Below are 21,101 nucleotides of genomic sequence, written 5' to 3'. Positions count from 1 at the left end.
CGTCATGCCTCTTCCCAAATTTCAGTTTTCAGTTCTCCGTTTCCAATTTTCAGTCCTGCTGGCATTCGCCTCTCCGGCCTTCTCCCAGGCCACCTTTCCGTCTCCTACGCTCACCAGTATCTCTTCCCTGGGCGGAAAGCCAGGTTCCACAGTCGAAATCACCATCAAAGGTGCGGATCTCGAAGGACCTCAATTTCTGCTGCTGAATGAGCACCTCATCCCGCTGAAAAGCACCAAGCCAAATCTTTTCACCCTGGCCCTGCCTGCGGATCTCAAGCCCGCCCTCTACGACTGCCGCTTCGTCGGCCGCTATGGCGTCTCCAATCCGCGGGTGTTTGAAATCAGTGCGCTCGATGCCGTCACCTCTCCCGGCACCAACATCAAGCCCGACAAGGCAGTCAAAGTGGCACTTAATTCCGTTATCGAAGGCAGCTTCAAATCCTCCTCGCCACACTGGTTCACCCTGGATTTGAAAAAAGGGCAGCACCTCACAGCCACCTTTGACGGGCGGCGTTTTGACACTCGCACAGAGCTGATGGGCATGCTCACAGCTCCCACCGGGCGTGAGCTGGCGCACATGCGTGGCGGCGTTCTGCATTTCACCGCGCAGGCAGATGGCACCTACCGCCTGCGTTTCAATGAGCTCATGTATCGCTCCGGCGACGACTACGGTTATCGCATCACGCTCACTTCGGCTGCGCCGCCTGCGGTCGCAGTCAAACCAGCGGCAGTGCGGCCCATTCAAATCGGGCAGACAATCCGTGATTCCTTCCTCCCGCACGGCTTGGCCCAGACCTTCGACCTTGCCTTCAAGGCAGGTGAAAAATTCATCATCGAGGTGCACTCCCACCAGCTCGGCCATGCCACCGACCCCCATCTGGTCATCGAAAATCTCTCCAAGGATGCCGAGGGCAAGGAAACGCTCAAAGCACAGGCCGAGGTCGCAGATGCGCCAGCCATCATCCCTGCGCCCACCATCAATCTCCCCAGCCGCGACCCCTCCTATGCCTATGAGGCGAAGGCAGATGGCATCTTCCGCATCACTCTCAGCGACAACTTCCAGACCACGCTGCCGTTCGAGCTTCGTGTCTTGAAAGAGGCTCCAAAGCCAGCGCCGCTCATCGCGCTGAATGCCATTCTTCCCGGAGCCAAAACCAAAGGCGGTGAAATCGGCAGCAGCAATGTCCTGCGTAGTGGCATCGCCGCTTTGGAAATCATCGCCCCCAATCGCAATGCTCTCAGCGACCCCATCGAGCTGAAAGCCGACAAGCTGCCCCCCGGCCTCACCTGCCTGGGTGGTTTCATCGGCAAAGGCCAGTCACTCGGCTACATCGCCTTCCAGGCCACCGCAGACGCTCCATCAGGAGCTGTTGCTCTCACCAGCATTCCGCAGAGCCGCTACGTCATGTTTGCCGTGCCGGATGCCGCCCGGGAAAATATCCTCTACCGAACCGCCGGTTCACCAGCTTTGGGAGTCAGCACTCAGGCAGCTCCCGCACTCGTGCAGACGGAGAAGAATGACATCTACGAAGTCGCTGCAGACGCCAAGCTCGAAATCACCCTCAAAGTCACGCGTCACGCTGATTTCACCGACGCGCTGAAACTCAAAGTCCTCGGCCTCATCGACCCCGCCAAAGCCCCCGAAGCCGACATCCCTGCCAAAGCTGCCGCAGGCAAGCTCACGCTGGACATGAAAGCTCTCAAGCTCGCCCCCGGAGACTACGGCTGCATCCTGCAAGGCCCCGCCAAAATGAAGTACCGTCGCGGTCTCGAAGAACTCACATCTGCCGAAGCCGACGCCAAAAAAGCGGCGGAAGCGCAGACCGCTGCCAAGAAGCAGCTCGACACCGCCAAAACCGACACCACACCCGGCAAAGACGCACTCATTAAAACTGCCACCGAGGCACTCAAGAAAGCCGACACCGCCAAGGCTGCTGCCGACAAGCTCGTCAAAGATCTCACCGCCAAGGCCGCGCCCAAAGAGGCCACCTTCATCGTCTGTTCCAACCCCATCCGCATCCGCGTGAAGGAGGTCGCCAAAAAATGAGATTCGTCGTCCCATTCGTCATTGCTTCGCTTCGCTCACCCCTCCGGGGCAGCATCCGCTTCGCGGTGCTGGCTGTCTCGCTTTGCTCGGCTTTGCATTCGTCATTCGTCGTCGCGGCGGCTCCCGCCACCATCGACTACGACCAGCAGGTTCGTCCCTTCCTGAAGGACAACTGCATCGCCTGCCATAATAAGACCACCACCAAAGGCGGGCTTAACATGGAGACGCCCGAACTCATGGTGAAGGGCGGCGAGAGCGACAAAGGCATCGTTCCCGGCAAGGGGGCAGACAGCATCATCTATCAGGCCGCCGCACACTCCTGGGACTCCGAGATGCCGCCCAAGGGCAACAAAGTTGGTGCCGTGAATCTCACTCCGGCCCAGCTCGCTTTGCTCAAGACCTGGATCGATCAAGGCGCCAAGGCTTCGCCGAAAAAAGTGCAGGTCATCGCCTGGGAGCCGCTCCCAGCCGGATTGCAGCCCATCTATGCTGTCGCCGTCGCACCCCAGGGAGATTTTGCCGCCGCAGCGCGTGCCAATCAGATCAGCATCTACCACCTGCCCACACAAAGCCTCGTCACCAAGCTCACCGATGAGGCTCTCCTGAAATCCGGCCTCTACAAGCAGCCTGGCGTTGCCCACCGCGATCTGGTGCAGTCCGTGGCCTTCAGTCCTGATGGCACACGCCTGGCCACCGGCAGCTTCCGCGAGGTCAAGCTCTGGAAGCGCACCATCCCAGCCTCTCCCGCGCTCGCACCATCCACCAAGTTCACCGCCACTCAGGAGGCTGACAATTCCATCAAGCTGACCGAGACAGCCGGCGGCAAGCTGGTCGCTCACATCAAGTCCGACCTCGCAGCCGAGCAGGCGCTGGCTCAGCGCGATCTCTCCTCCGTCCGTGCGGCACTTGAGGTGACGTATCAAAACGAGGCCATCAAAAAAGCCGAAGCCGACGCCACCGAACAGGCCAACCGGCTCAAGAAAGCCAACGAACTCGCAGAGCTTGCCAAAAAGGCCCTCGAAGAAAAAAAGAAAGACATCAAGCCCAAGGAGGACGCCAAGACCGCTGCTGAGAAAGCCGCCGCAGAGCTGGCTGCACAGGTGGCCAAAGTCCCTGCCGACAAGCCGGATGCAGCCCTTGCCAAAAAGAACACCGAGGCTCAGGAGAAAGCCACCAAAGCAGCCTCCGACCTCAAGCTGGCCCAGGAGGCCCTGACCCGGGCCGAAGCCGCCATTACGGACACAGCCAATGAAATCACCCTCGTCACCGAAAATGAAAAGAAGGCCAAGCAGGCTGTGGTCGATGCCAAGGCACGCCTTGAGGTGGTGAAGAAGGAGGCCGAGAAGGCCAAGACAGAGCGCGATCTCCTCGCCAAAACGCCCGCAGCTTTGAAGAAGGCCAAGGCACTGCAGTTCTCGGCCAATGGTCTTGAACTCATCGCCGAGCAGGAGGGCGGCCCGCCGCTGGCCTGGAGCACCGTGAATGGCAGGCCCATCGTCCCCGGCAGCACCGCAGCCACCTGGTCCCTTGAGCGCGTGATAGGCACTGGCGATGGCAGGTCTGAGATCACCGACCGCGCCAACAGCCTCGCCTTCAGCCCCGATGGCAAAATGCTCGCCATCGGCAGCGGCGAGCCTTCCCGCAGCGGCGACATCACTTTGTGGGAAGTCGCCACCGGCAAGCTTCAAAAGACCTACGCAGAGCGCCATCTCGACAGCGTCTTCGCGCTCGATTTCTCTCCCGATGGCAAAATGCTCGCTTCAGGTGGTGCAGACAAAGCCCTGCGCATTACTGATCTGAGCACCGGAAAAGTGGTCAAGGTCTTCGAAGGCCACACCCACCACGTGCTCGGCGTCTCATGGCGTGCAGACGGTCGTTTGCTCGCCAGCAGCGGCGCGGACAATGTCGTCAAAGTCTGGGACTGGACTACCGGCGATCGTCGCAAGAGCGTCGATGGCTGGGACAAGGAAGTCACCGGCATCCACTACCTCGGAGCCGCAGACCAGATCGCCACCAGCGCCGGAGACAGCAAGCTTCGCCTTATCACCAGCGACGGTGGCGAGGTGAAAAAGATCACCGGCATCACCTCGTTCCTGCAATCTCTCGCCACCAGCAAATTCGGCGATGTGGTGCTAGGCGGCGACCAGGACGGCAACCTCCGCGCCTGGGACGTCGCCACCGCAAAAGAGATTGCCATGTTCAAGCCCTGACCGTAGGAGCGCGGAATTCATTCCGCAGCACTCCACCAGCGAGAGGTGTTGCCGCATTGCCATCCCGCCATCCATGAGCATGAAAACATTTCTATTCACCACCCTGCTGCTGGCACCGCTGGCAGCATCGTCCGCCGACTCCGCCACACCGCGCAACGATGCCGCATGGCTGCGCGAAAACGGACAGATGATCTTCCACGACGCCTTCGAGCGTGAAGAAGACGGAAATCTCGCCAAGGCCATTGGCAACGGCTGGAACAGCGCCACCGCAGACCGCGTGCCCCAGATCAAGATGGCCGATCTCGACGGCGGCATCTTGAAAATCGCCAGCGCTACCAAGGAAGCAAAGCACGCAGCACATATCCACCATGAGGCCGGATTCACCGATGGCGGTGCCGTGGTGCGCTTCCGCTTTCCCGGCCTCAATCCCGCCGAATCACTCCAGCTTGGCTTTGTGGATCGCGAGCTGAAAGGCGTCCACGCCGGACATCTCTGCTACGGCATCCTCAGCCAGAGCAGCATCACCCTCATCGACCACAAGACCGGTGTCATGAATCTGGAGATCCGCAAAAAGCGGGAGGAAGCCCAGGCAAAGAAGGAAAAGCTGCCTGCGGATCTCGAAGCATTGCTCAAAACCAAACAAGTCGTCATTCCATGGAAAGCCGACCACGAATGGCACGAACTCGTTCTCGTCACCGAAGGAGACGAAATGCGGCTCAGCATCGATGGCAAAGTCCTTGCCAGTCATCACTCCGAAGGCTTTGCCCATCCCATGAAACGCTGGTTCAGCTTCCTCGTGCCCAGCACAGTCTGGATCGACGATGTGAAAATCTGGAAAGTGAAGTGATCCGCTCATGAAGCCCGCCCATCTTGCCATCGCTGCCCTCCTGCTCACGATCACATTCGCATGGCGCGCCATCGCCGTGGAACCCGCTGCGGAACGTCTCGTCGTCCTCACCTTCGACGACTCCGTCGCCAGTCACGCCACCTTTGTCGCCCCTCTGCTGAAAAAACACGGTTTCGGTGCCACCTTCTTCATCACCGAAGGCTTTGAGTTCCTCGTGGACAAGGAACACTACATGACCTGGGGGCAGATCAAAGCCCTCGACAATGACGGTTTCGAAATCGGCAACCACACCCGCAAGCACGCCGGCGTCGCCAAACAAAAGCCTGAGCAACTCGCGGCAGACGTGGAGTTCATTGAGCAGCAGTGCGCCACCTACGGCATCCCCAAACCGGTCAGCTTCTGCTATCCCGGCTACCAGACCAGTGAGCCCGCAGTAAAACTCCTTCGCGAGCGTGGCTACCAGTTTGCCCGCGCTGGTGGTGCCAGAGCCTACGATCCCGCCACTGACGATCCCCTCACCATGCCCCAGGCATTCGACGGCAAACCCGACAGCACACTCGAGCAGTTCAAAGCCGCCGTCGCGCAGGCAAAGGATGGCAAAATCGCCGTCATGACCTTCCACGGCGTTCCCGACATCAAGCACCCCTGGGTCAACACCGACCCCGCCAAATTCGAAGCCTACATGCAGCACCTCAAGGAGTCCGGCTGCAAAGTCATCGCCATGCGCGATCTGGCCAAAGTTGCTCAGTTGCGCCGCAACTGAGGCTTAAGCTCAGCTATCTGTTTCCACTATATTATGAAACTCATCGTTCTCTCATTCCTGGCTTTGGCCGCCACCGCTCTCGCTCAAAACGTAAAATTAAACATCCCCTACGCCGAATACGGCCACGCACGGCACGTGCTCGACATCTACTCCCCGGCAAACGCAAAAAACCTCCCCGTCGTCTTCTGGATCCACGGCGGTGGCTGGCAGCAGGGAAGCAAAGAAGATGTCAAGCTCAAGCCCCAATGGTTCATGGACAAAGGCTTCGTCTTCGTCTCCACCAACTACCGCCTCCTTCCCGAAGTGGACATGGGCACGCTCACGCGTGACGTCGCCAATGCCTTCGGCTGGATGGAAAAACACATCGCTGAATACGGCGGCGATCCAAAACGCGTGCTCGTGGGCGGCCACTCCGCTGGTGCCGAACTCGCCGCGCTCATCTGCACCGACGACCGCTATCTGAAGGCCGAAGGCACCACCTTCGACTGCCTCATCGGCTGCGTTCCTGTGGATGGAGACACCTACGACGTCCCCGCCATCATCGAGACAGCCGAGACCCGCCTTCGTGTCCACCACCTTCCACCTCGCGTGAACGGCCATCGCGAAAAATTCGGCGGCACTCCCGAGAAGCATATCGACTTCTCCGCCGTCACCCACATCGCCAAAGGCAAGAGCATCCCGCCCTTCCTTATCCTGCACGTCTCTGCCCATCCAGACACCAGCGCCCAGGCCGCCCGCTTGGGGAATAGTCTAAAGGAAGCCGGCATACCTACCACCGTTTTCGGAGCCAAGGACACCAGTCACGTAAAACTCAACGACGACCTCGGCCTCCCAAATGATCCTGCCACAAAAGCCCTGGATACATTTGTGAACAGCCTGCTGAAAAAGTAACGCCAATGGCCGATTCGGCCAAAATCATGTCTGCATCATACGGAGGCCCGTGGTTGTATAAGCAGGTTAGCCAACCGTGCCCCAACCACCATGAAACTCCTCTGCGCCCTCCTGCTCGTTGCGCCGCTGCTTCACGCTGAATCGATCTTTGACGGCAATACGCTCGCACACTGGTCCGGCAAAGCCGAGCACTGGCGTGTGGAAGACAGAGCCATCACCGGCGAGATTCCCTCGGGCCAGCAGCTCAAAAGCAACGAATGGATCTTCTGGGACGGCGAGGTGCACGATTTCGATCTCACCGTCGAGTTCCGCATCACTGGCGGTCCCAGCGCAAACTCCGGCATCCAGTACCGCTGCCAGCAGAGCCCCGATGGTCACGCCAGCGGCTATCAGGCCGATCTTGATCAAGGCGCCGTCTGGCTTGGCCGCATCTACGATGAGCACGGCCGCGCCCTGCTCGTAGAGCGCGGCTCACGCGTCAGCATCGCCCCCGATGGCCGCCGCTGGGCCGATGTCTTCGCCGAGCCCAAGAGCCTCACCAGCGTCATCAAAGCTGGCGACTGGAACAAATACCAGATCACCGCCACCGCCTCCCACGTGGAGGTCCGGGTGAACGACATCCTCATGAGCGTGCTTGATGACCACGAGGCCAAAACCGCCGAGTGGAGCGGCAAAATCGCCTTCCAGCTCCACAGCGGCCCCGGCCCTGCCAAAGTGCAGTTCCGCAACATCCAGCTCACCCACCTCGGCAAAACCACCATGCCGCTCCGAAGTGATGCAGGCACTCCTGCCCGCAATCTTAGCACCACCGACGTCCCCTCCATCCCGCCACCTACCGAGCTCAACCTCGGCTTCGAAACCGGCACCCTCGCAGGCTGGAAGGCCGAAGGCGACGCTTGGGAAAAGCAGCCCGTCGAAGGCGACACCGTCGCCATCCGCAAACGTGGCAACTCCCAGCACGCGGGCAAGTTCTGGCTCGGCGGCTACGAGCGCAGCGGAGACAAAGGCACCGGCACTCTTACTTCCGCGAGCTTCGTCGCCACTCACCCCTGGGCCAGCTTCCTTCTCGGAGCCGCACCGGATGCCAACACCGAGCGCGTCGAGATCATCGAGGAAGCCACCGGCAAAATCATCCAGAGCAGCAGCGCCGCCCAGCAGGAAAACATGAAGCGCGTCGCCGTTAATTTGGAAGCAGTCGTCGGCAAACGCATCTTCATCCGCATCGTCGATCAATCCAAATCCGGCTGGGGACACGTGAATTTCGACGACTTCGTCTTCCACGCTCAAAAGCCCACCTTCGCCGTGGCTTCCTTCAGCGTCAGCTCAGACCGCAATAAACGTGGCGATGAAAGCCCCGTTCTCTGGCACCTCCTGCCCAATACCGCTAAACCATCGCCCGTTAAAAACGAAGCCGCACAAAAACTCGTCGCTGGTATGAAATTGCAGGACGGCTTCCAGGTCGAGCTCATCGCCGCCGAGCCCGATGTGCGCCAGCCCATCGCCTTCTGCTTCGATGAGCGCGGCCGCATGTGGGTGGCAGAAGCCTTTAGTTATCCCAACCGTCAGCCGGAAGGGCAGGGGAAAGATCGCATCAGCATCTTCGAAGACACCGATGGCGACGGCTCCTTCGAAACCAAAAAAGTCTTCTGCGAAGGCCTCAATCTCGTCAGCGGCATCGAAGTCGGATTCGGCGGCGTATGGGTCGGCGCAGCCCCTTATCTGCTCTTCATTCCCCGAAACGGCGACAAGACCCTGCCCAGTAACCGGGCCATTCCTGGCCCGAGTGGCTCGGTTGCACAAGTCCCCAGCCTACCCTTCACTGCCCACATCCTCCTCGATGGCTGGGGCTACCAGGACACTCACGAAACGCTCAACAGCTTCACCTGGGGCCCCGACGGCTGGCTCTACGGCAATCAAGGCGTCTTCACTCAGTCCCACATCGGCAAGCCCGGCACACCCGATGACAAGCGTACCACGCTCAACGCAGGTGTCTGGCGCTACCACCCCGTGCGGCACGTCTTCGAAATCTTCTGCAGCGGTGGCAGCAACCAGTGGGGCCTCGACTACAACAGCAACGGCCACTTCTTCATGACCCACTGCCGCAGCTTCTGGGGCAAAGGCGGCACCACCCATGCCATCCGCAACGGCCACTTTTGGAATCAGGCCAACAGCAAATACGCCCCCTTCATCTCCGCCACCGCACCAGACTTCGCACCCGATCTCCAAAACTACCTCCCCGCCTCCGCCCGTTATGACAGCGGCGAAGGCGGCGCAGGCAAACCCGGCACCACAGCCGTTTATGGCGGCCATTCGCACGTCGGCACCATAATCTACAACGGCGACAACTGGCCCGCCATCTATCGCGACCACCTCTTCACCCACAATCTCCACGGCCATCAGATCAATCAGCAGCACATGGTCCGCACCGGCAGCGGCTACGAAACCTTCCACGCCGGCTACGATCTCCTCTACAGCCCCGCCCCCGACTACATCCCCGTCGATCTCCAGACCGGCCCCGACGGCGCCGTCTATGTCATCGACTGGACCGACACGCAGCACTGCCACAACCCCGAAGACGAAAAATGGGACCGCTCCAACGGCCGCATCTACCGCATCTCCTGGAAGGAAACCTACAAGCCGGTGAAGGTGGATTTGGAAAGAATGAGCGGTTCGCAGCTTGTGGAATTGCAACTGATAGGAACCGATTGGGAGGCACGAATGGCTCGCAAAAGGCTTCAGGAAACACCGGCTGCAGATGTAACCAAAATTTATGACTTAGAGTACAAGGGCGATCTTTTTTGGCTGCGTGCATTGTGGACGCTCGCATCTCAAAACCAGTTTGATGCGCCGATAGCACAGCAAGGCGTGGAGCATCCTAACGACATCGTTCGCTCCTGGGCCATCCAGCTCGCCACCGAAGAAGCCGGCAAACCCAAGCTCAGCGCCACCACTCTCCTCAAGCTCGCCCAAACCGATCCCTCACCCACCGTCCGCCTCGCTCTCGCCTCCGCACTTCCAAATCTAGCCCCCCAGACTGTCTGGGAAGTTTCCTCCGCACTCGCCATGCACGCCGAGGACAAAGACGACCGCTTCCTCCCCAAGATGATCTGGTTCGGCCTCGCCCGCGTGATCGCAGAAGATTGGCCCCGCGGCCTCGCACTCGCAGCGAAAACACCCCTCCCATCCCTGGCCGATTCCATCCGTTGGTACGCTGCCACCACTCCCGCAGGGCGCGAGGCCTTGATTCCCACCATCCAGACCGAGCGTGATCTCAAAATCCTTGCCTTCGGCATGAAGGACGAAGCGAAGGCCGCGATGCCCAAAGCTTGGCCGCAACTGCAAGCCAAGTTCCCCGGCGCCACCGCCGATCAGCTCTCCGCTCTCTTTGGAGATAAAACCGTCCTCGCGAAGATGCGCGGCATCCTCGCCGATGCCTCTCAGCCGCTCCCGCAGCGTCGTAGTGCCTTCGATCTCCTCAAACGCGTTAGCGATCCCGAAGCCACCCCCATCTTCGCAACCTTGCTCGATCACCCCGACTTCACCAGCGCAGTCATCCCTCTTCTCTCTCGCTCCAGCGATCCCGTCACAGCCACTGCCCTCATCAGCCGCTTCCCCAAACTCAACGACACAGATCGCGCCGCCGCCCTCGGCACCCTCACTAGCCGTGCCGAACTTGCCCAGCCTCTGCTTGCCGCCGTCAAAGCAGGCACCTTCGACAAAAAATACCTCAGCTCCCTGCAAATCCGCCAGATGCGCAGCCTGAACAACACCGAGATCAACTCCCTCCTCGATGTCACCTGGGGCAAAGTGAACGAATCAAACGAAGCCGCCAAAGCCAGCATCGCCAAATTAAAGAAGGCCTATCAATCAGCCCCTCTCTGGGCCTTCAACGCAAAGTCAGGCGAAGAAACTTTCAAGCAGGTCTGCGCCATCTGCCACGCCATGGGTGGAGTCGGCGGCAAACTCGGTCCCGATCTAGCCGGTTCCTGGCGCAATGGCCTCGACTACTTCCTCGAAAACATCATCGACCCCAACGCTGTCGTCGGAGACAACTTCCAGCTCCACGTCCTCACCAAAAAAGACGGCAGCGTCGTATCTGGCGTCATCGAGCAGGAAACCGCCACCGCCATCACAGCCCGCACCGTCACAGACTCCGTTATCATCTCCAAGGCCGATCTCAAAAGCCGCCAGAAAATGCCCGTCTCCCTCATGCCCCCCGGCCTCCTCGAATCCATGCCCGAACGCAAGGCCCTGGAGCTGCTCAAGTATCTCCTGAGCAAACGGGACTGATCGCTCAGTCAGATTTTCTCCCGGCTGCATTAGAAGTGAACCAATGTCACTCCAAAGCTGGATTGGCATATCCACACTGCTCAGTGCGTATGTCTCCGATCATGAATCCTGTTCTCCCGATCCTGGCCTTCGCCTTCGCATCCTTTCTACAGACGTCGGCACAGACACCAGAATGGAAAGCAGCAGCCGCCAGGACGATCATCACACCCACAGATCCGATGTATCTCGCCGGTTTCGCAAACCGCGAGGTGCCAGCCGAAGGCACGGCGATGGAACTCCACGCAAAGGCGCTCGCGCTCCAGGACGCGCAGGGGCAGCGCTTTGTCATGGTCACCCTCGATCTCGTCGAGGTGACAGCCCAGCTCCGTGCCGCCGTGGCTGAGGCCGTGAAGACCAAGTTCAGTCTGCCGGAGAAGGCGCTTCTTTTGAATTGCTCGCACACACATTGCGGTCCGGAGCTGCGCTACACGGAGCTGGAATTCATGAGCTTCACCGATCCCCTCCGCAAGGAGCGCTGCCTGCGCTACAACGCATGGCTCAAGGACAAAATCGTCGGCATCGTCGGTGATGCCTTGCAGCAGCTGGAGCCCGCGACGGTCAGTTATGGCCACGCACGTTGCGGCTTTGCCATGAACCGCAGACTGAAAAACGACAAGCCTTCGGGCGAACCCTTCTTGAACAGCCCGAATCCCGAGGGCGTGGTGGATCATGATGTGCCCGTGCTCACGGTTCAAACGGCCGCTGGAAAGCTGAGCGCCATCGTCTTTGGCTACGCCTGCCACAACACATCCATGAGCATTAAGCAATGGCACGGTGACTATGCAGGTCATGCGCAGCAGTTTATCGAAGAGGCGCATCCAGGCGCGATCGCATTATTCATGATGGGCTGCGGTGGTGATCAGAACGCGTATCCCCGTTTCAGTCCCATCTTCAGCCTCCGCCACGGCCAGAGCCTCGCCACAGCGGTGGAGGCCGCGCTGGATGCAAAACCGAAACCGATCCATGGCCCGCTGCGCATTGACTGGCAGACCACGCGACTCGACTACCAGTCCATTCCTACGGCAGCCCAGATCGAAAAACGGCTGAGCACAGGCGAAGGCTATGAAAAAAGCTACGAGATCTATCAGCGCAAGTGGGATGAAAAGCGCTTGTATGCGATCAAGCACACCGGCCTGCGCGACCACTACGACTGCCCGCTTCAAGTGGTGCACTTTGGCCATGATCTCACCTTCGTGGCGCTCAGCGGTGAGACCTGCGTGGACTATTCCCTGCGCCTGAAGCGCGAATTCACTGGGCCGGGGGCCTTGTGGGTCGCAGGCTACAGCAACGACATCCTCGCCTACATTCCGAGCAGGCGCGTTCTGCTGGAAGGTGGCTATGAGGCCTTTCGTTCGCTGATGTACTGGTCCAACCCCCTGCACCCTGATAAGTTCGCGGACACCCTTGAGGAACGCATCATCTCCACGGCGCAGAAGATGATGAAATAAAGGTTCGCCTCGGCAGGCGACGATCAGGCCTTCGCTACAAATACTTTCTTGCGTCTGCGCCGCATTTTTCGTCATGCTGTGCGCATGATTCGTTTTCTCCTTGTTCTCAGTCTCTGCGTGGCCGCCACCCTCCACGCCGAGGAAAAGCGCCCCAACATCCTCTGGCTCATCGCCGAGGACTTTGGTCCTCATCTAGGCTGTTACGGTGCCAAGGAAGTCTCCACGCCCGTGCTGGATGCTCTCGCCGCCAAAGGCATGCGCTTCACCCGCTACTACACCACGGCCCCCGTCTGTTCCGCCAGCCGCTCCGCCTTCAATACCGGCATGTATCAGACCACCATCGGCGCGCACAATCACCGCTCCCATCGCGATGACGGCTTCACCCTGCCCGCAGGCGTGAAGGTCATCAGCGAGCGCATGCGCGAGGCTGGCTACTTCACCGCCAATGTCAAAGACCTGCCACCCGAAGCAGGCTTCAAGGGCAGCGGCAAGACCGACTGGAATTTCCAAGGGCCCGCCAAGCCCTTCGACTCCGCCAATTGGGACGACCTCAAGCAGCACCAGCCTTTCTACGCGCAGCTCAATTTTCAGGAAACCCACCGCACCTTCCACGCCCCACCCCACGCCGACCCTGCCAAGGTGGAAATCCCGCCCTACTACCCCGATTACGAAATCACCCGAAAAGACATGGCGCAGTACCTCGACGCCGCCACCGAGCTGGACCGCAAGATCGGCAAAGTCATGGAACTCCTGAAACGCGACGGCCTCATGGAAAACACCGTGATCTGCTTCATGGGCGACCACGGTGCCGCCCACGTCCGCGCCAAGCAGTTCTGCTACGAGGAAGGGCTCCACACCCCGCTCATCCTCAGCTGGCCCTCCGCTTTGAATCCGCCCGCTGGATACGAAGCAGGAAAAGTCAGCGACCGCCTCCTCTTGTCCATCGACCTCACCGCCACCACCCTCGGATGGGCGGGTATCGCCAAACCCGAGGGCATGCAGGGCAGGGTGTTCATGGGCGCAAATGCAGAGCCGCCTCGCGAGTACGTCTTTGGCGCGCGCGATCGCTGCGACGAGACCGTATTCCGCTTCCGCACCGTGCGCGATGCGCGCTACCGTTACATCCGCAACTTCACCCCCGACCGCCCCTTCCTCCAGCACAATGCCTACAAGGAGAAGCAGTATCCCGTGTGGAACCTCATCAAGGAACTCGCCGCTCAGGACAAGCTGACCCCTGCCCAGGCCTCTCTTGCCGCCCCCACCATGCCGGAAGAAGAGCTCTATGATCTGCAGGAAGACCCCCATGAGATCCACAACCTCGCCAAATCAAACAGCCCCGAGCACCGTGCTGCCCGCGAGCGCCTAAGTTCAGTCCTCAGTGAATGGATCGAGCGCACCAATGACCAGGGAAGAATCCCCGAGCCTGAAGAGGTGGCCAAAAACGAAGGCCGTACCAAGGAGGCGCCTCCGGAGAAGAAAGGAAAGCCAAAGAAGAAAAAGGACTGAATGCGGAATTCAGAATGACGAACGCCCCGGCTCTGCCATGCTGCGCGCCGTGAAGCTGCTCCCCAACCACCGTGCGCATGACGCACAGCACCTCATCCAGCGTTGGCGCATGCTCGCGCGCAGCGCGGGCTGCCTTGTGAAGATCCTTTGCGTGGTGAAGGACATTCCCGTTATCGTTCTCGAATCAAAGGCCGCGCAGGCAGGAGAGCCAGCCATCTATCTCTCCACCGGTGTTCATGGCGACGAGGCCGGCTCTGCCTGGGGCCTGCTCACTTGGGCGGAAAAGCATGTCGCCACCATCAAGACCGGCTCATTCTTGATCGCTCCCTGCCTCAATCCAGTAGGCCTCATTTTAAACACGCGTATCGATCATCGCGGATTCGACATCAACCGCCGCTTCCACATGGCCGACGATGAAATCTGCGGCCCCTGGCAGCAGTGGGTCACCGGCCGTGCCCTGCGCTTCGGCCTCTGCCTTCATGAAGACTACGATGCCCAGGGCATCTATCTCTATGAGCTCAATCAAGCTCGCCAGACAATTGGCCATCAGATCATCGAGCGTTGCGCACGCGTCATCAGTCCTGATCCACGCAAAAGCATCGAGGGCACCCGTGCCGACAGGGGTGTCATTCGCCGCCGCACTCTACCCACCCATCTTCCCGGCATGCCCGAGGCCGTGGAGCTTCACGTGCGCGGCTGTCCGGTCACCCTCACCTTCGAGTCCCCCTCGGAGTTTGCCCTCGACAAGCGTGTGCAGGTTCAGGTGCGCTTCGTGGAGGCGGCGCTGGACATTTTAGCCTGAGGCCATGCACATCCCTCTGCTCCAGCGACTTTTGCTGCTGACGCTTCTTGTCGTCATCAGCAGTTGCGCCTCGGTGAAAAAAATCACCTCAGGCCGCGGTGCCCTCAACACGGAAAACTGGGTCAGCTACGATGGCAAGACCATGCCATGGAAAGCCTGGCCCGTTCCTGCAGGCACCAAACCTCGCGGCGTGGTCATCGCAGTGCACGGCCTCAGCGGGGCCAAGTCAGACTTCTGGTATCTCGGAGAGCAGCTTCCCCTGCGCGGCTACACCGTGTACTCCTACGATCTGCGCGGGCAGGGAAATGACCCCGTCATCGCTGAGCGGGGAGACATCCAGAGCGCCCAAATCTGGCAGAAAGACCTCGCCACCTTCCATGCGCTCATCAAGCGCAGGCACCCGCGCACCCCGGTCTTTTGGTATGGCGAGAGCCTCGGCAGCCTCATCGCTTTGCACACCGCCGCAGATCTTCTCGGCAACTGGTCCGATCCCGATGGCATCATTCTCGCCTCGCCTGTGGCCGGGCTTCGCATGACGCTCACCGGTTTCCAGCGCTTTGTTCTCGAAACTGCCGCCCGGCTTGCCCCGCGCTCGCGCTACACCCTCGGAGAGCTGGCGGGTGTGGACGAGTCCAAGATCCAGGTCACCTCACACTCTACCCATGGTGGTCAGATGGCCGTCACACCCCATCACGTCAGCGCCTTCTCCCTGCGCCTGCTTTCCGCCATCGGCGGCATGCTGGATGCCAACACAGACTCAGCCCACCGTCTGAAGATGCCCGTATTGTTTGTCGCCTCACCTAATGATGTGATGTCTTCCGCAGACCAGATTCAGGGGCTCTTCGCGCAGATGCGCAGCCGCGACAAAAAGCTCCTCTGGTACACTCGTTCCTACCATCTCCTGCTGCACGATGTTCAGCGCGAGGAGGTCGTGCATGATGTGACCCGCTGGCTCGACCACCATCTTGAGGACTAAACCATCGCCGCAGAATTTTCATGACGCTCGAAACCGCCATCCTCGACGCGCTTGCCCGCAGTGAGCTGCCGCTAAAAGCAGCTGAAATCGCCAAGCTCATCAAGCCCACGCTCGGCAAAGCCGCCTCCCCCAAAGCCGTGGCAGCCGCACTTGACGCTCTGGCCTCCACGGGCCCGCTTACTCGCATCCTCGCTGGTACGGCCGCCAAGCCGCAGCCTTTTTTCACTCCTCAAAGTCCTGAGGCAGCCACCGCCGCCTACTTGAAAAGCTGGGTGCAGGCATCTGCCAAAGAGCAGTCAGCTGCAAAGCTCCAGACTAAGCTGCCCTTAACACTTCGACCCTTCTTTGAGACCGCCCTGGCTCAGCTCGTTTCTTCAGGAGAAGCATTCTTGCAGTCTGGTGCCAAAAGGCTGGTTTACGCACACAGGCCGCGCCCAACGCAGGCTCTCACGACAGCCCAGCGCACCGCTTTGCAGAAAATCCTCCTGATAGTAAATGGCGCACGCTCTCAGCCTGCATCGTTGGAGGAGTTGCTCGCCTGGCTCGATCAGGAGCCGTCCTCCCCGCCTGCTCCTCCCTCCACCTCAGTCATCGCGCCATCAGAGGTCGAGCTCCAGGCTTGGTACGAGCTCGACCGCATCCGCTCTTCCACCATGATGATCCCCATACCCAGCACCTTCGCCCGTTACCAGACCTGGGCTGCGGAACGTGGCGGCATGCCTGATATTCAGCTTTTCCGAAGGTTTATCGAGAAGCTTTACAATGACGGTCGCCTCCTGTTAGAACCCTGTGAACGACCGCAAGACCTCCCGGAACATGAACGCGCCCTGCTTGTTCCGATGTCTCTCGGTCCTCCCGGCTACTCCTGGTGCTGGCTCTCCTGATCCAGCCCTTTTTCCTCCCGAATCTTAAACCGACTCCCGAGACCATGTCCCCGTATGCTGCTCTAAATCCCTTCACATCCACCAGTGTGGGCGAAAACGACTTGTGGAACGCCGCCGCTTTTGTGGACGTGCCCTACATCCATTCAGTGCCGTTTGGCGCGCTCCGTGTGGTGGTGGATCAGGTGCGCGCCCAGCATCGCAGCCAGGTGCGCTTTGTGCGTGGAGCCGGTGGTTCTGGGAAGTCGCACCTCTTTTCGCGTCTGCGTCATGAGTGTGCAGACAGCATCTTTTACGCCTATGCGCCCAATCCGCCGCTGCAGCCCGAGGCCCTGGAAAACTTCATCCTCTCCCGTTTCGTCAGCAGCCTGCGCCATCCCGCCCGTAGCAAGGAGGGCAAAGAGACCCCCTACAGCCAGTTGCGCTTGCTCGCCTATGCCCTGCTCAAGCCCGTCGTAGAGCAGGACTTCACCTTTCCCCAGCTTCATGACGCTTGGGCGGAGATCAGCTTGGAGACACGCAAGGAGATGATCCATCAAGCCGTCCAGCTCCTGGAGGCCGAGCATCCCATGGTCCCTCGCAGTGTTCTGCGTTGCCTGCTCAATATCCTCAGAGACGACAAGGAGCACCTCGCCGCCCAGTGGCTCTCCGGCGCCGCTTACCTCACTGAGGCCGAGCTGAAATACCTCGGCGTCGTCGAGCCTCTCGCTCGCTCAGAGATGGGCATCGTCATCCAGCTTTTTGGAAAACTCGCCTCGCAGGCTGGCGCACCCGTTGTGCTCGTCCTCGACCAGCTAGACCTCGTCATCACCCAGCCGCAGCTCGATGAAATGCAGCGCCTGCTCTTTGCTCTCATCGACCAGAGTCAGAACTGGGTCGTTCTCATCGGGCTCGTGGCCGAGCGCTATGCCGCTTGGGACGCCTCACTCACTCAGGCTCTGCGTGGCCGTGTGGGCGTACCAGACACCAATGCCCCGCTCGGCTTCCGCCTGCCGGTCATCGACATGCTGCCCATCGCCAATGAGCAGAAGCGTCTGCTTCTCAATTGTCGCCTCGACAGCCCCGCTCTCGCGGCTCAGCGCCAGAAAGATGGCATCACTTCCGCCATTCATCCTTTGCAGGAGGAAGACATCGCCCGTCTCACCGCAGGCGGGGCCATCTTCCCGCGCCATCTGCTCGCCGCAGCGGCAGAGTTGTACGCCATGCGCACATCGTCTTCGGCGCTGCCGCCAGAGATTGTGGCCGCAGTCAGTGCGCAGCCCGTTGTTCCGCCACCCATGCCGCCCCCTGTGCCACAGCAGGTCATTCCCGTTCAGGTCCCGGTACCAGCGGCAGTCGCAGTGCCCGTGGCCGCCATTCCACTGGACGAGGTCAAACCCGCTGCGGTTGCCTCAGCCATTCCCGCGCCATCCGTGGCACAGCCACCGCCTCCACCATCTGGCCTTGCCGTTCCTTCTCTGCCACGTCAGAGCCTCGCGGAGAAAGTGGACTCCCTTTTCCAGGAAGCCGTCACAGCTGCAAAGTCCGAAGCAGATGCCCCCAGCGCCATCGACCTCGGCGAGCGCACCCGCGATCTCATCCAGCTCATGGTTGCTCCGCCAGTCACCATCAGCGAGGGCGACATCCGCAAAACCTATGACAACTTCGACGGCTCCGACCGCTGGTTCGAGTGGGGCGGCAGCAAGGTCCGCGTCGTCACCAGCAATTCCATGCGTGGCAGCTTCATCGCTGTGCTAGAGCGGCTCAAGGAATCTGCGGGCGACACACTGCTGCTGCGCAATGACATCGCACCTGTCTCCGGTCAGCTCACCATGGAGCTGCTCAATGCCTTCAAGGCAAAGAACACCTTCCATCATATCCCCGCTTCGGAGGCCGCGGTGCTCTCGGCGCTCGGTCGCATGCTCGCCGCTCAGCGGGAGGGCTCCTACGACCAGCTCGCCACCGAGCCGCCTGCCTCCAGGGACAACGTGCTCGCCGCCCTGCGCGGACACCCCCTGCTTCGCGGGCTCAGACTCTGGGACATGATTCAGAAAGCGCATGCTCCCAAGGCCGCTCCGCCAGGGCCTCCTCCCACCTCCGTGCTCTCCTCCATCATCCGGCAGCCCGCATCCGTCGCCGCCGTAGCTCCAGTGCCCCAGCCACCTCCCATGCCAGCTGTGACACCACCTGCTTTCCCTGTGGCCAAGCCTGCGCCCCCGCCCATGCCCGCAGGTGTGGTCAAGCCCGTGGCCAAACCACCAGGAATGCCCATGGCAAAGCCCGTTGCAAAGCCGCCGGCACCTCCTGTGGCCAAGCCCCCCGCAGCCGTCGCACGCCCTCCCATGGCCAAGCTCCCGCCTCCTTCGCAGGGCACGGCAGCCTGAGTCAGTTTGCATGCTTTTGCGGCTACAAAGCCATGGTGCGCTACGTTAATCGCGCACCATGAAGGCTTTTATCGTCACATTGCTCTGCACGTTTGCGCTCCAGATGCTCGCGGCCGAGGCCAAGCGACCCAACATCCTCTTCATCTACGCCGACGATCAATCCACCAAAACGGTGGGCTGCTATCCCGGCTCTTGGCCCTGGGTCAAGACGCCCAACATCGATGCCCTCGCCAGCAACGGCGTGCGCTTCCACGCCGCCTACCTCGGCTCTTGGTGCATGCCCTCCCGCGCCACCATGCTCACCGGGCGCTTCCCGCATGGCATCGAGTCCATGTCCATGGAGGGCAAATACCCCGGCAGCACCTACGATCCCAAGCAATGCCCCTTCATCCCCGCAGAGATGCGCAGGCAGGGTTACCACACAGCGCAGATCGGCAAATGGCACACCGGCACCGACACCGGCTGGGGCCGCGACTGGGACCACCAGATCGTCTGGAATCGTCCCCTCCATCCCGAAAACGCAGGTGCCTACTACGAAACGCAGATCATGAGCGTGGACGGCAAGGAGCAGACCATCGAAGGCTATCCGGCAGACAACTACACCCAGTGGTCCCTCGATTACATCCGTGGCAAAAACCGCGATACTGCCAAGCCCTGGTACCTCTGGGTCTGCTACGGCAGTGTCCACGGCCCCTCCATCCCCGCCAAACGCCACAAGGGTGCTTATAAAAATGCCGAGGTCCCAGTCCCCGCCGACATCTTTCCCCCACGCGCAGACAAGCCCGGCTACCTCAATAAAACGCAGGCATGGACCAAAGGCCCCGATGGCCACCCCATGGCCGGAAAAGGCGGCGAAGCCTTTGGCGAAAGCAAACGGGGCAAACGCTTCGACGACTGGGTCCGCCAAGTCAACGAATGCGTCCCCGCCATCGATGAAGGCGTCGGCCAGCTCATCGCCGCGCTCAAAGAATCAGGGCAGTACGACAACACCCTCATCATCTACACCGCCGACCAGGGCTTCTCCATGGGAGAGCACGGTTTCCGCACCAAGCTAGCGCCGTATGACGCCAATTACCGCTCTCCGCTCATCATCAGCATGCCCTCGCGTTTCCCCACTGGCAAAGTCTGCGCCGCCTCCGTCAATGCTCCCGATCTCGCTGCCACCTTCCTCTCCATCACCGGCGTCAAAGTCCCCTGGCAGACCCACGGCCGCGATCTGATCCCCCTTCTCGAAAAACCCGAAACCGCATGGCCGCACCCCTGCTACTACGAGCACATGGGCAACGAATACGGCTCCAAAGTCAGCCAGACCATTCTTACAGGCGCCAAGCAGGACAACCACCAAGGTGTCCCCCTCTACAGCGCCGTCGTGCAGGGTCAGTTCAAGCTCGTCCACTACCTCGACGGCGTGTCTGGCGAAGAACTTTACGATCTCAAAAACGACCCCGAAGAACTCAAAAACCTCATCAATGATCCTTCTCAAGTCAGCCGCATCAGTGAACTTCGCACCGCAATGAAGGCTGAGCTCAAACGCACAGAGTCCGGCTTCACCGACTTCGTCAAATAAGCGTTGCCCCACACTGGAATGTAGGATGGGTGTGGCGACAGCCCGCCCGTCCATCAGCGTGTGGCAAACACCCTGCCCCTCAGTCATCCCAGCGTGAAGTGGTCCGCACTCTCCGAGTGCGGTTCTGGAAAGTCGCCCCCGCAGCAAACCAGCTCAAACCCATAGCTGCACACCACACTCTGCGAAATACGGTTCTATTCTCTTCGCCCCCCAAACTCTCACCAGCCCCAACGGGCTGAGGATTTAGGGTGACAGACATAAAATCCGAGGCAGCAAACCCAGCGCTCTGCCGCACCACGGCGGGTTCCAGCAGCGTCTGCACCGGGTTCCGCCGCGTGCTTTTGCCGCGGACATCCATGCGCACATGATATGATCTTAGGTCGTGTTTGAAAACCTGTCGATTGGCAAATTGGGTGCATCGAGGCAAGAAGACATGTCGATGAAAACCCAACGCTTTGCATGGTGGGAGCC

Annotated in this window: 13 protein-coding genes; all 13 read left to right on the top strand. The window is 60.4% G+C overall.

Annotated elements, in window-relative coordinates; all coding sequences use genetic code 11:
* Positions 1-4: 4 nt before the first annotated feature.
* The 13 genes from HNQ65_RS17520 (at position 5) to HNQ65_RS17460 (ending at position 20,630) form a co-directional block, all read left to right on the top strand.
* Positions 5-2,047, top strand: a complete 2,043-nt coding sequence (locus tag HNQ65_RS17520) for a hypothetical protein (RefSeq protein WP_184341315.1) — start codon at positions 5-7, stop codon at positions 2,045-2,047.
* Positions 2,044-4,257, top strand: coding sequence for a c-type cytochrome domain-containing protein (locus HNQ65_RS17515; protein ID WP_184341312.1), 2,214 nt, complete (start codon positions 2,044-2,046; stop codon positions 4,255-4,257). Before HNQ65_RS17520 ends, HNQ65_RS17515 begins: the two co-directional genes overlap by 4 nt.
* A 79-nt stretch (positions 4,258-4,336) precedes the next feature.
* The gene (locus HNQ65_RS17510) at positions 4,337-5,104 is read left to right on the top strand and encodes a hypothetical protein (RefSeq protein WP_184341310.1); all 768 of its coding nucleotides are present in this window, start codon (positions 4,337-4,339) and stop codon (positions 5,102-5,104) included.
* 7 nt (positions 5,105-5,111) lie between these two features.
* Positions 5,112-5,867, top strand: a complete 756-nt coding sequence (locus HNQ65_RS17505; protein WP_184341308.1) for a polysaccharide deacetylase family protein — start codon at positions 5,112-5,114, stop codon at positions 5,865-5,867.
* A 33-nt stretch (positions 5,868-5,900) separates the two neighbouring features.
* Complete coding sequence (locus HNQ65_RS17500) at positions 5,901-6,758, top strand: alpha/beta hydrolase (RefSeq protein ID WP_184341306.1); 858 nt, start codon at positions 5,901-5,903, stop codon at positions 6,756-6,758.
* 90 nt (positions 6,759-6,848) lie between these two features.
* Positions 6,849-11,048, top strand: coding sequence for a PVC-type heme-binding CxxCH protein (locus tag HNQ65_RS17495; protein ID WP_184341304.1), 4,200 nt, complete (start codon positions 6,849-6,851; stop codon positions 11,046-11,048).
* Positions 11,049-11,149: 101 nt separating this feature from the next.
* Positions 11,150-12,535, top strand: coding sequence for a neutral/alkaline non-lysosomal ceramidase N-terminal domain-containing protein (locus tag HNQ65_RS17490; protein ID WP_184341302.1), 1,386 nt, complete (start codon positions 11,150-11,152; stop codon positions 12,533-12,535).
* A gap of 84 nt (positions 12,536-12,619) precedes the next feature.
* Positions 12,620-14,041, top strand: a complete 1,422-nt coding sequence (locus tag HNQ65_RS17485; RefSeq protein WP_184341300.1) for a sulfatase family protein — start codon at positions 12,620-12,622, stop codon at positions 14,039-14,041.
* 49 nt (positions 14,042-14,090) lie between these two features.
* The gene (locus tag HNQ65_RS17480; RefSeq protein ID WP_184341298.1) at positions 14,091-14,843 is read left to right on the top strand and encodes a M14 family metallopeptidase; all 753 of its coding nucleotides are present in this window, start codon (positions 14,091-14,093) and stop codon (positions 14,841-14,843) included.
* A gap of 4 nt (positions 14,844-14,847) precedes the next feature.
* Positions 14,848-15,819 carry an alpha/beta fold hydrolase gene (locus HNQ65_RS17475; RefSeq protein WP_184341296.1) on the top strand — a complete coding sequence of 324 codons (972 nt, stop codon included), beginning with the start codon at positions 14,848-14,850 and terminating at the stop codon, positions 15,817-15,819.
* A 20-nt stretch (positions 15,820-15,839) separates the two neighbouring features.
* A complete protein-coding gene (locus tag HNQ65_RS17470) occupies positions 15,840-16,703 on the top strand; it encodes a hypothetical protein (protein WP_184341294.1) in 864 nt (287 codons plus the stop codon).
* Between the two features lie 44 nt (positions 16,704-16,747).
* Complete coding sequence (locus HNQ65_RS17465) at positions 16,748-19,063, top strand: hypothetical protein (RefSeq protein WP_184341292.1); 2,316 nt, start codon at positions 16,748-16,750, stop codon at positions 19,061-19,063.
* Between the two features lie 58 nt (positions 19,064-19,121).
* Positions 19,122-20,630: a sulfatase-like hydrolase/transferase gene (locus tag HNQ65_RS17460; protein WP_184341289.1), complete on the top strand. Its 1,509-nt coding sequence runs from the start codon at positions 19,122-19,124 to the stop codon at positions 20,628-20,630.
* The last annotated feature ends 471 nt before the right edge of the window (positions 20,631-21,101 follow it).

Origin of the sequence: Prosthecobacter vanneervenii, from assembly GCF_014203095.1 — a bacterium.
Lineage (GTDB): Bacteria > Verrucomicrobiota > Verrucomicrobiia > Verrucomicrobiales > Verrucomicrobiaceae > Prosthecobacter > Prosthecobacter vanneervenii.
This window is presented reverse-complemented; position numbering and strand designations above follow the sequence as displayed.

Excerpts from the sequence above, each read along its gene's own strand:
- HNQ65_RS17500 (WP_184341306.1), top strand. The coding sequence starts at position 5,901 with ATGAAACTCATCGTTCTCTCATTCCTGGCTTTGGCCGCCACCGCTCTC.
- HNQ65_RS17485 (WP_184341300.1), top strand. The coding sequence starts at position 12,620 with ATGATTCGTTTTCTCCTTGTTCTCAGTCTCTGCGTGGCCGCCACCCTC.
- HNQ65_RS17470 (WP_184341294.1), top strand. The coding sequence starts at position 15,840 with ATGACGCTCGAAACCGCCATCCTCGACGCGCTTGCCCGCAGTGAGCTG.
- HNQ65_RS17465 (WP_184341292.1), top strand. The coding sequence starts at position 16,748 with ATGTCCCCGTATGCTGCTCTAAATCCCTTCACATCCACCAGTGTGGGC.
- HNQ65_RS17490 (WP_184341302.1), top strand. The coding sequence starts at position 11,150 with ATGAATCCTGTTCTCCCGATCCTGGCCTTCGCCTTCGCATCCTTTCTA.
- HNQ65_RS17460 (WP_184341289.1), top strand. The coding sequence starts at position 19,122 with ATGAAGGCTTTTATCGTCACATTGCTCTGCACGTTTGCGCTCCAGATG.
- HNQ65_RS17495 (WP_184341304.1), top strand. The coding sequence starts at position 6,849 with ATGAAACTCCTCTGCGCCCTCCTGCTCGTTGCGCCGCTGCTTCACGCT.
- HNQ65_RS17520 (WP_184341315.1), top strand. The coding sequence starts at position 5 with ATGCCTCTTCCCAAATTTCAGTTTTCAGTTCTCCGTTTCCAATTTTCA.
- HNQ65_RS17515 (WP_184341312.1), top strand. The coding sequence starts at position 2,044 with ATGAGATTCGTCGTCCCATTCGTCATTGCTTCGCTTCGCTCACCCCTC.
- HNQ65_RS17510 (WP_184341310.1), top strand. The coding sequence starts at position 4,337 with ATGAAAACATTTCTATTCACCACCCTGCTGCTGGCACCGCTGGCAGCA.
- HNQ65_RS17475 (WP_184341296.1), top strand. The coding sequence starts at position 14,848 with ATGCACATCCCTCTGCTCCAGCGACTTTTGCTGCTGACGCTTCTTGTC.
- HNQ65_RS17505 (WP_184341308.1), top strand. The coding sequence starts at position 5,112 with ATGAAGCCCGCCCATCTTGCCATCGCTGCCCTCCTGCTCACGATCACA.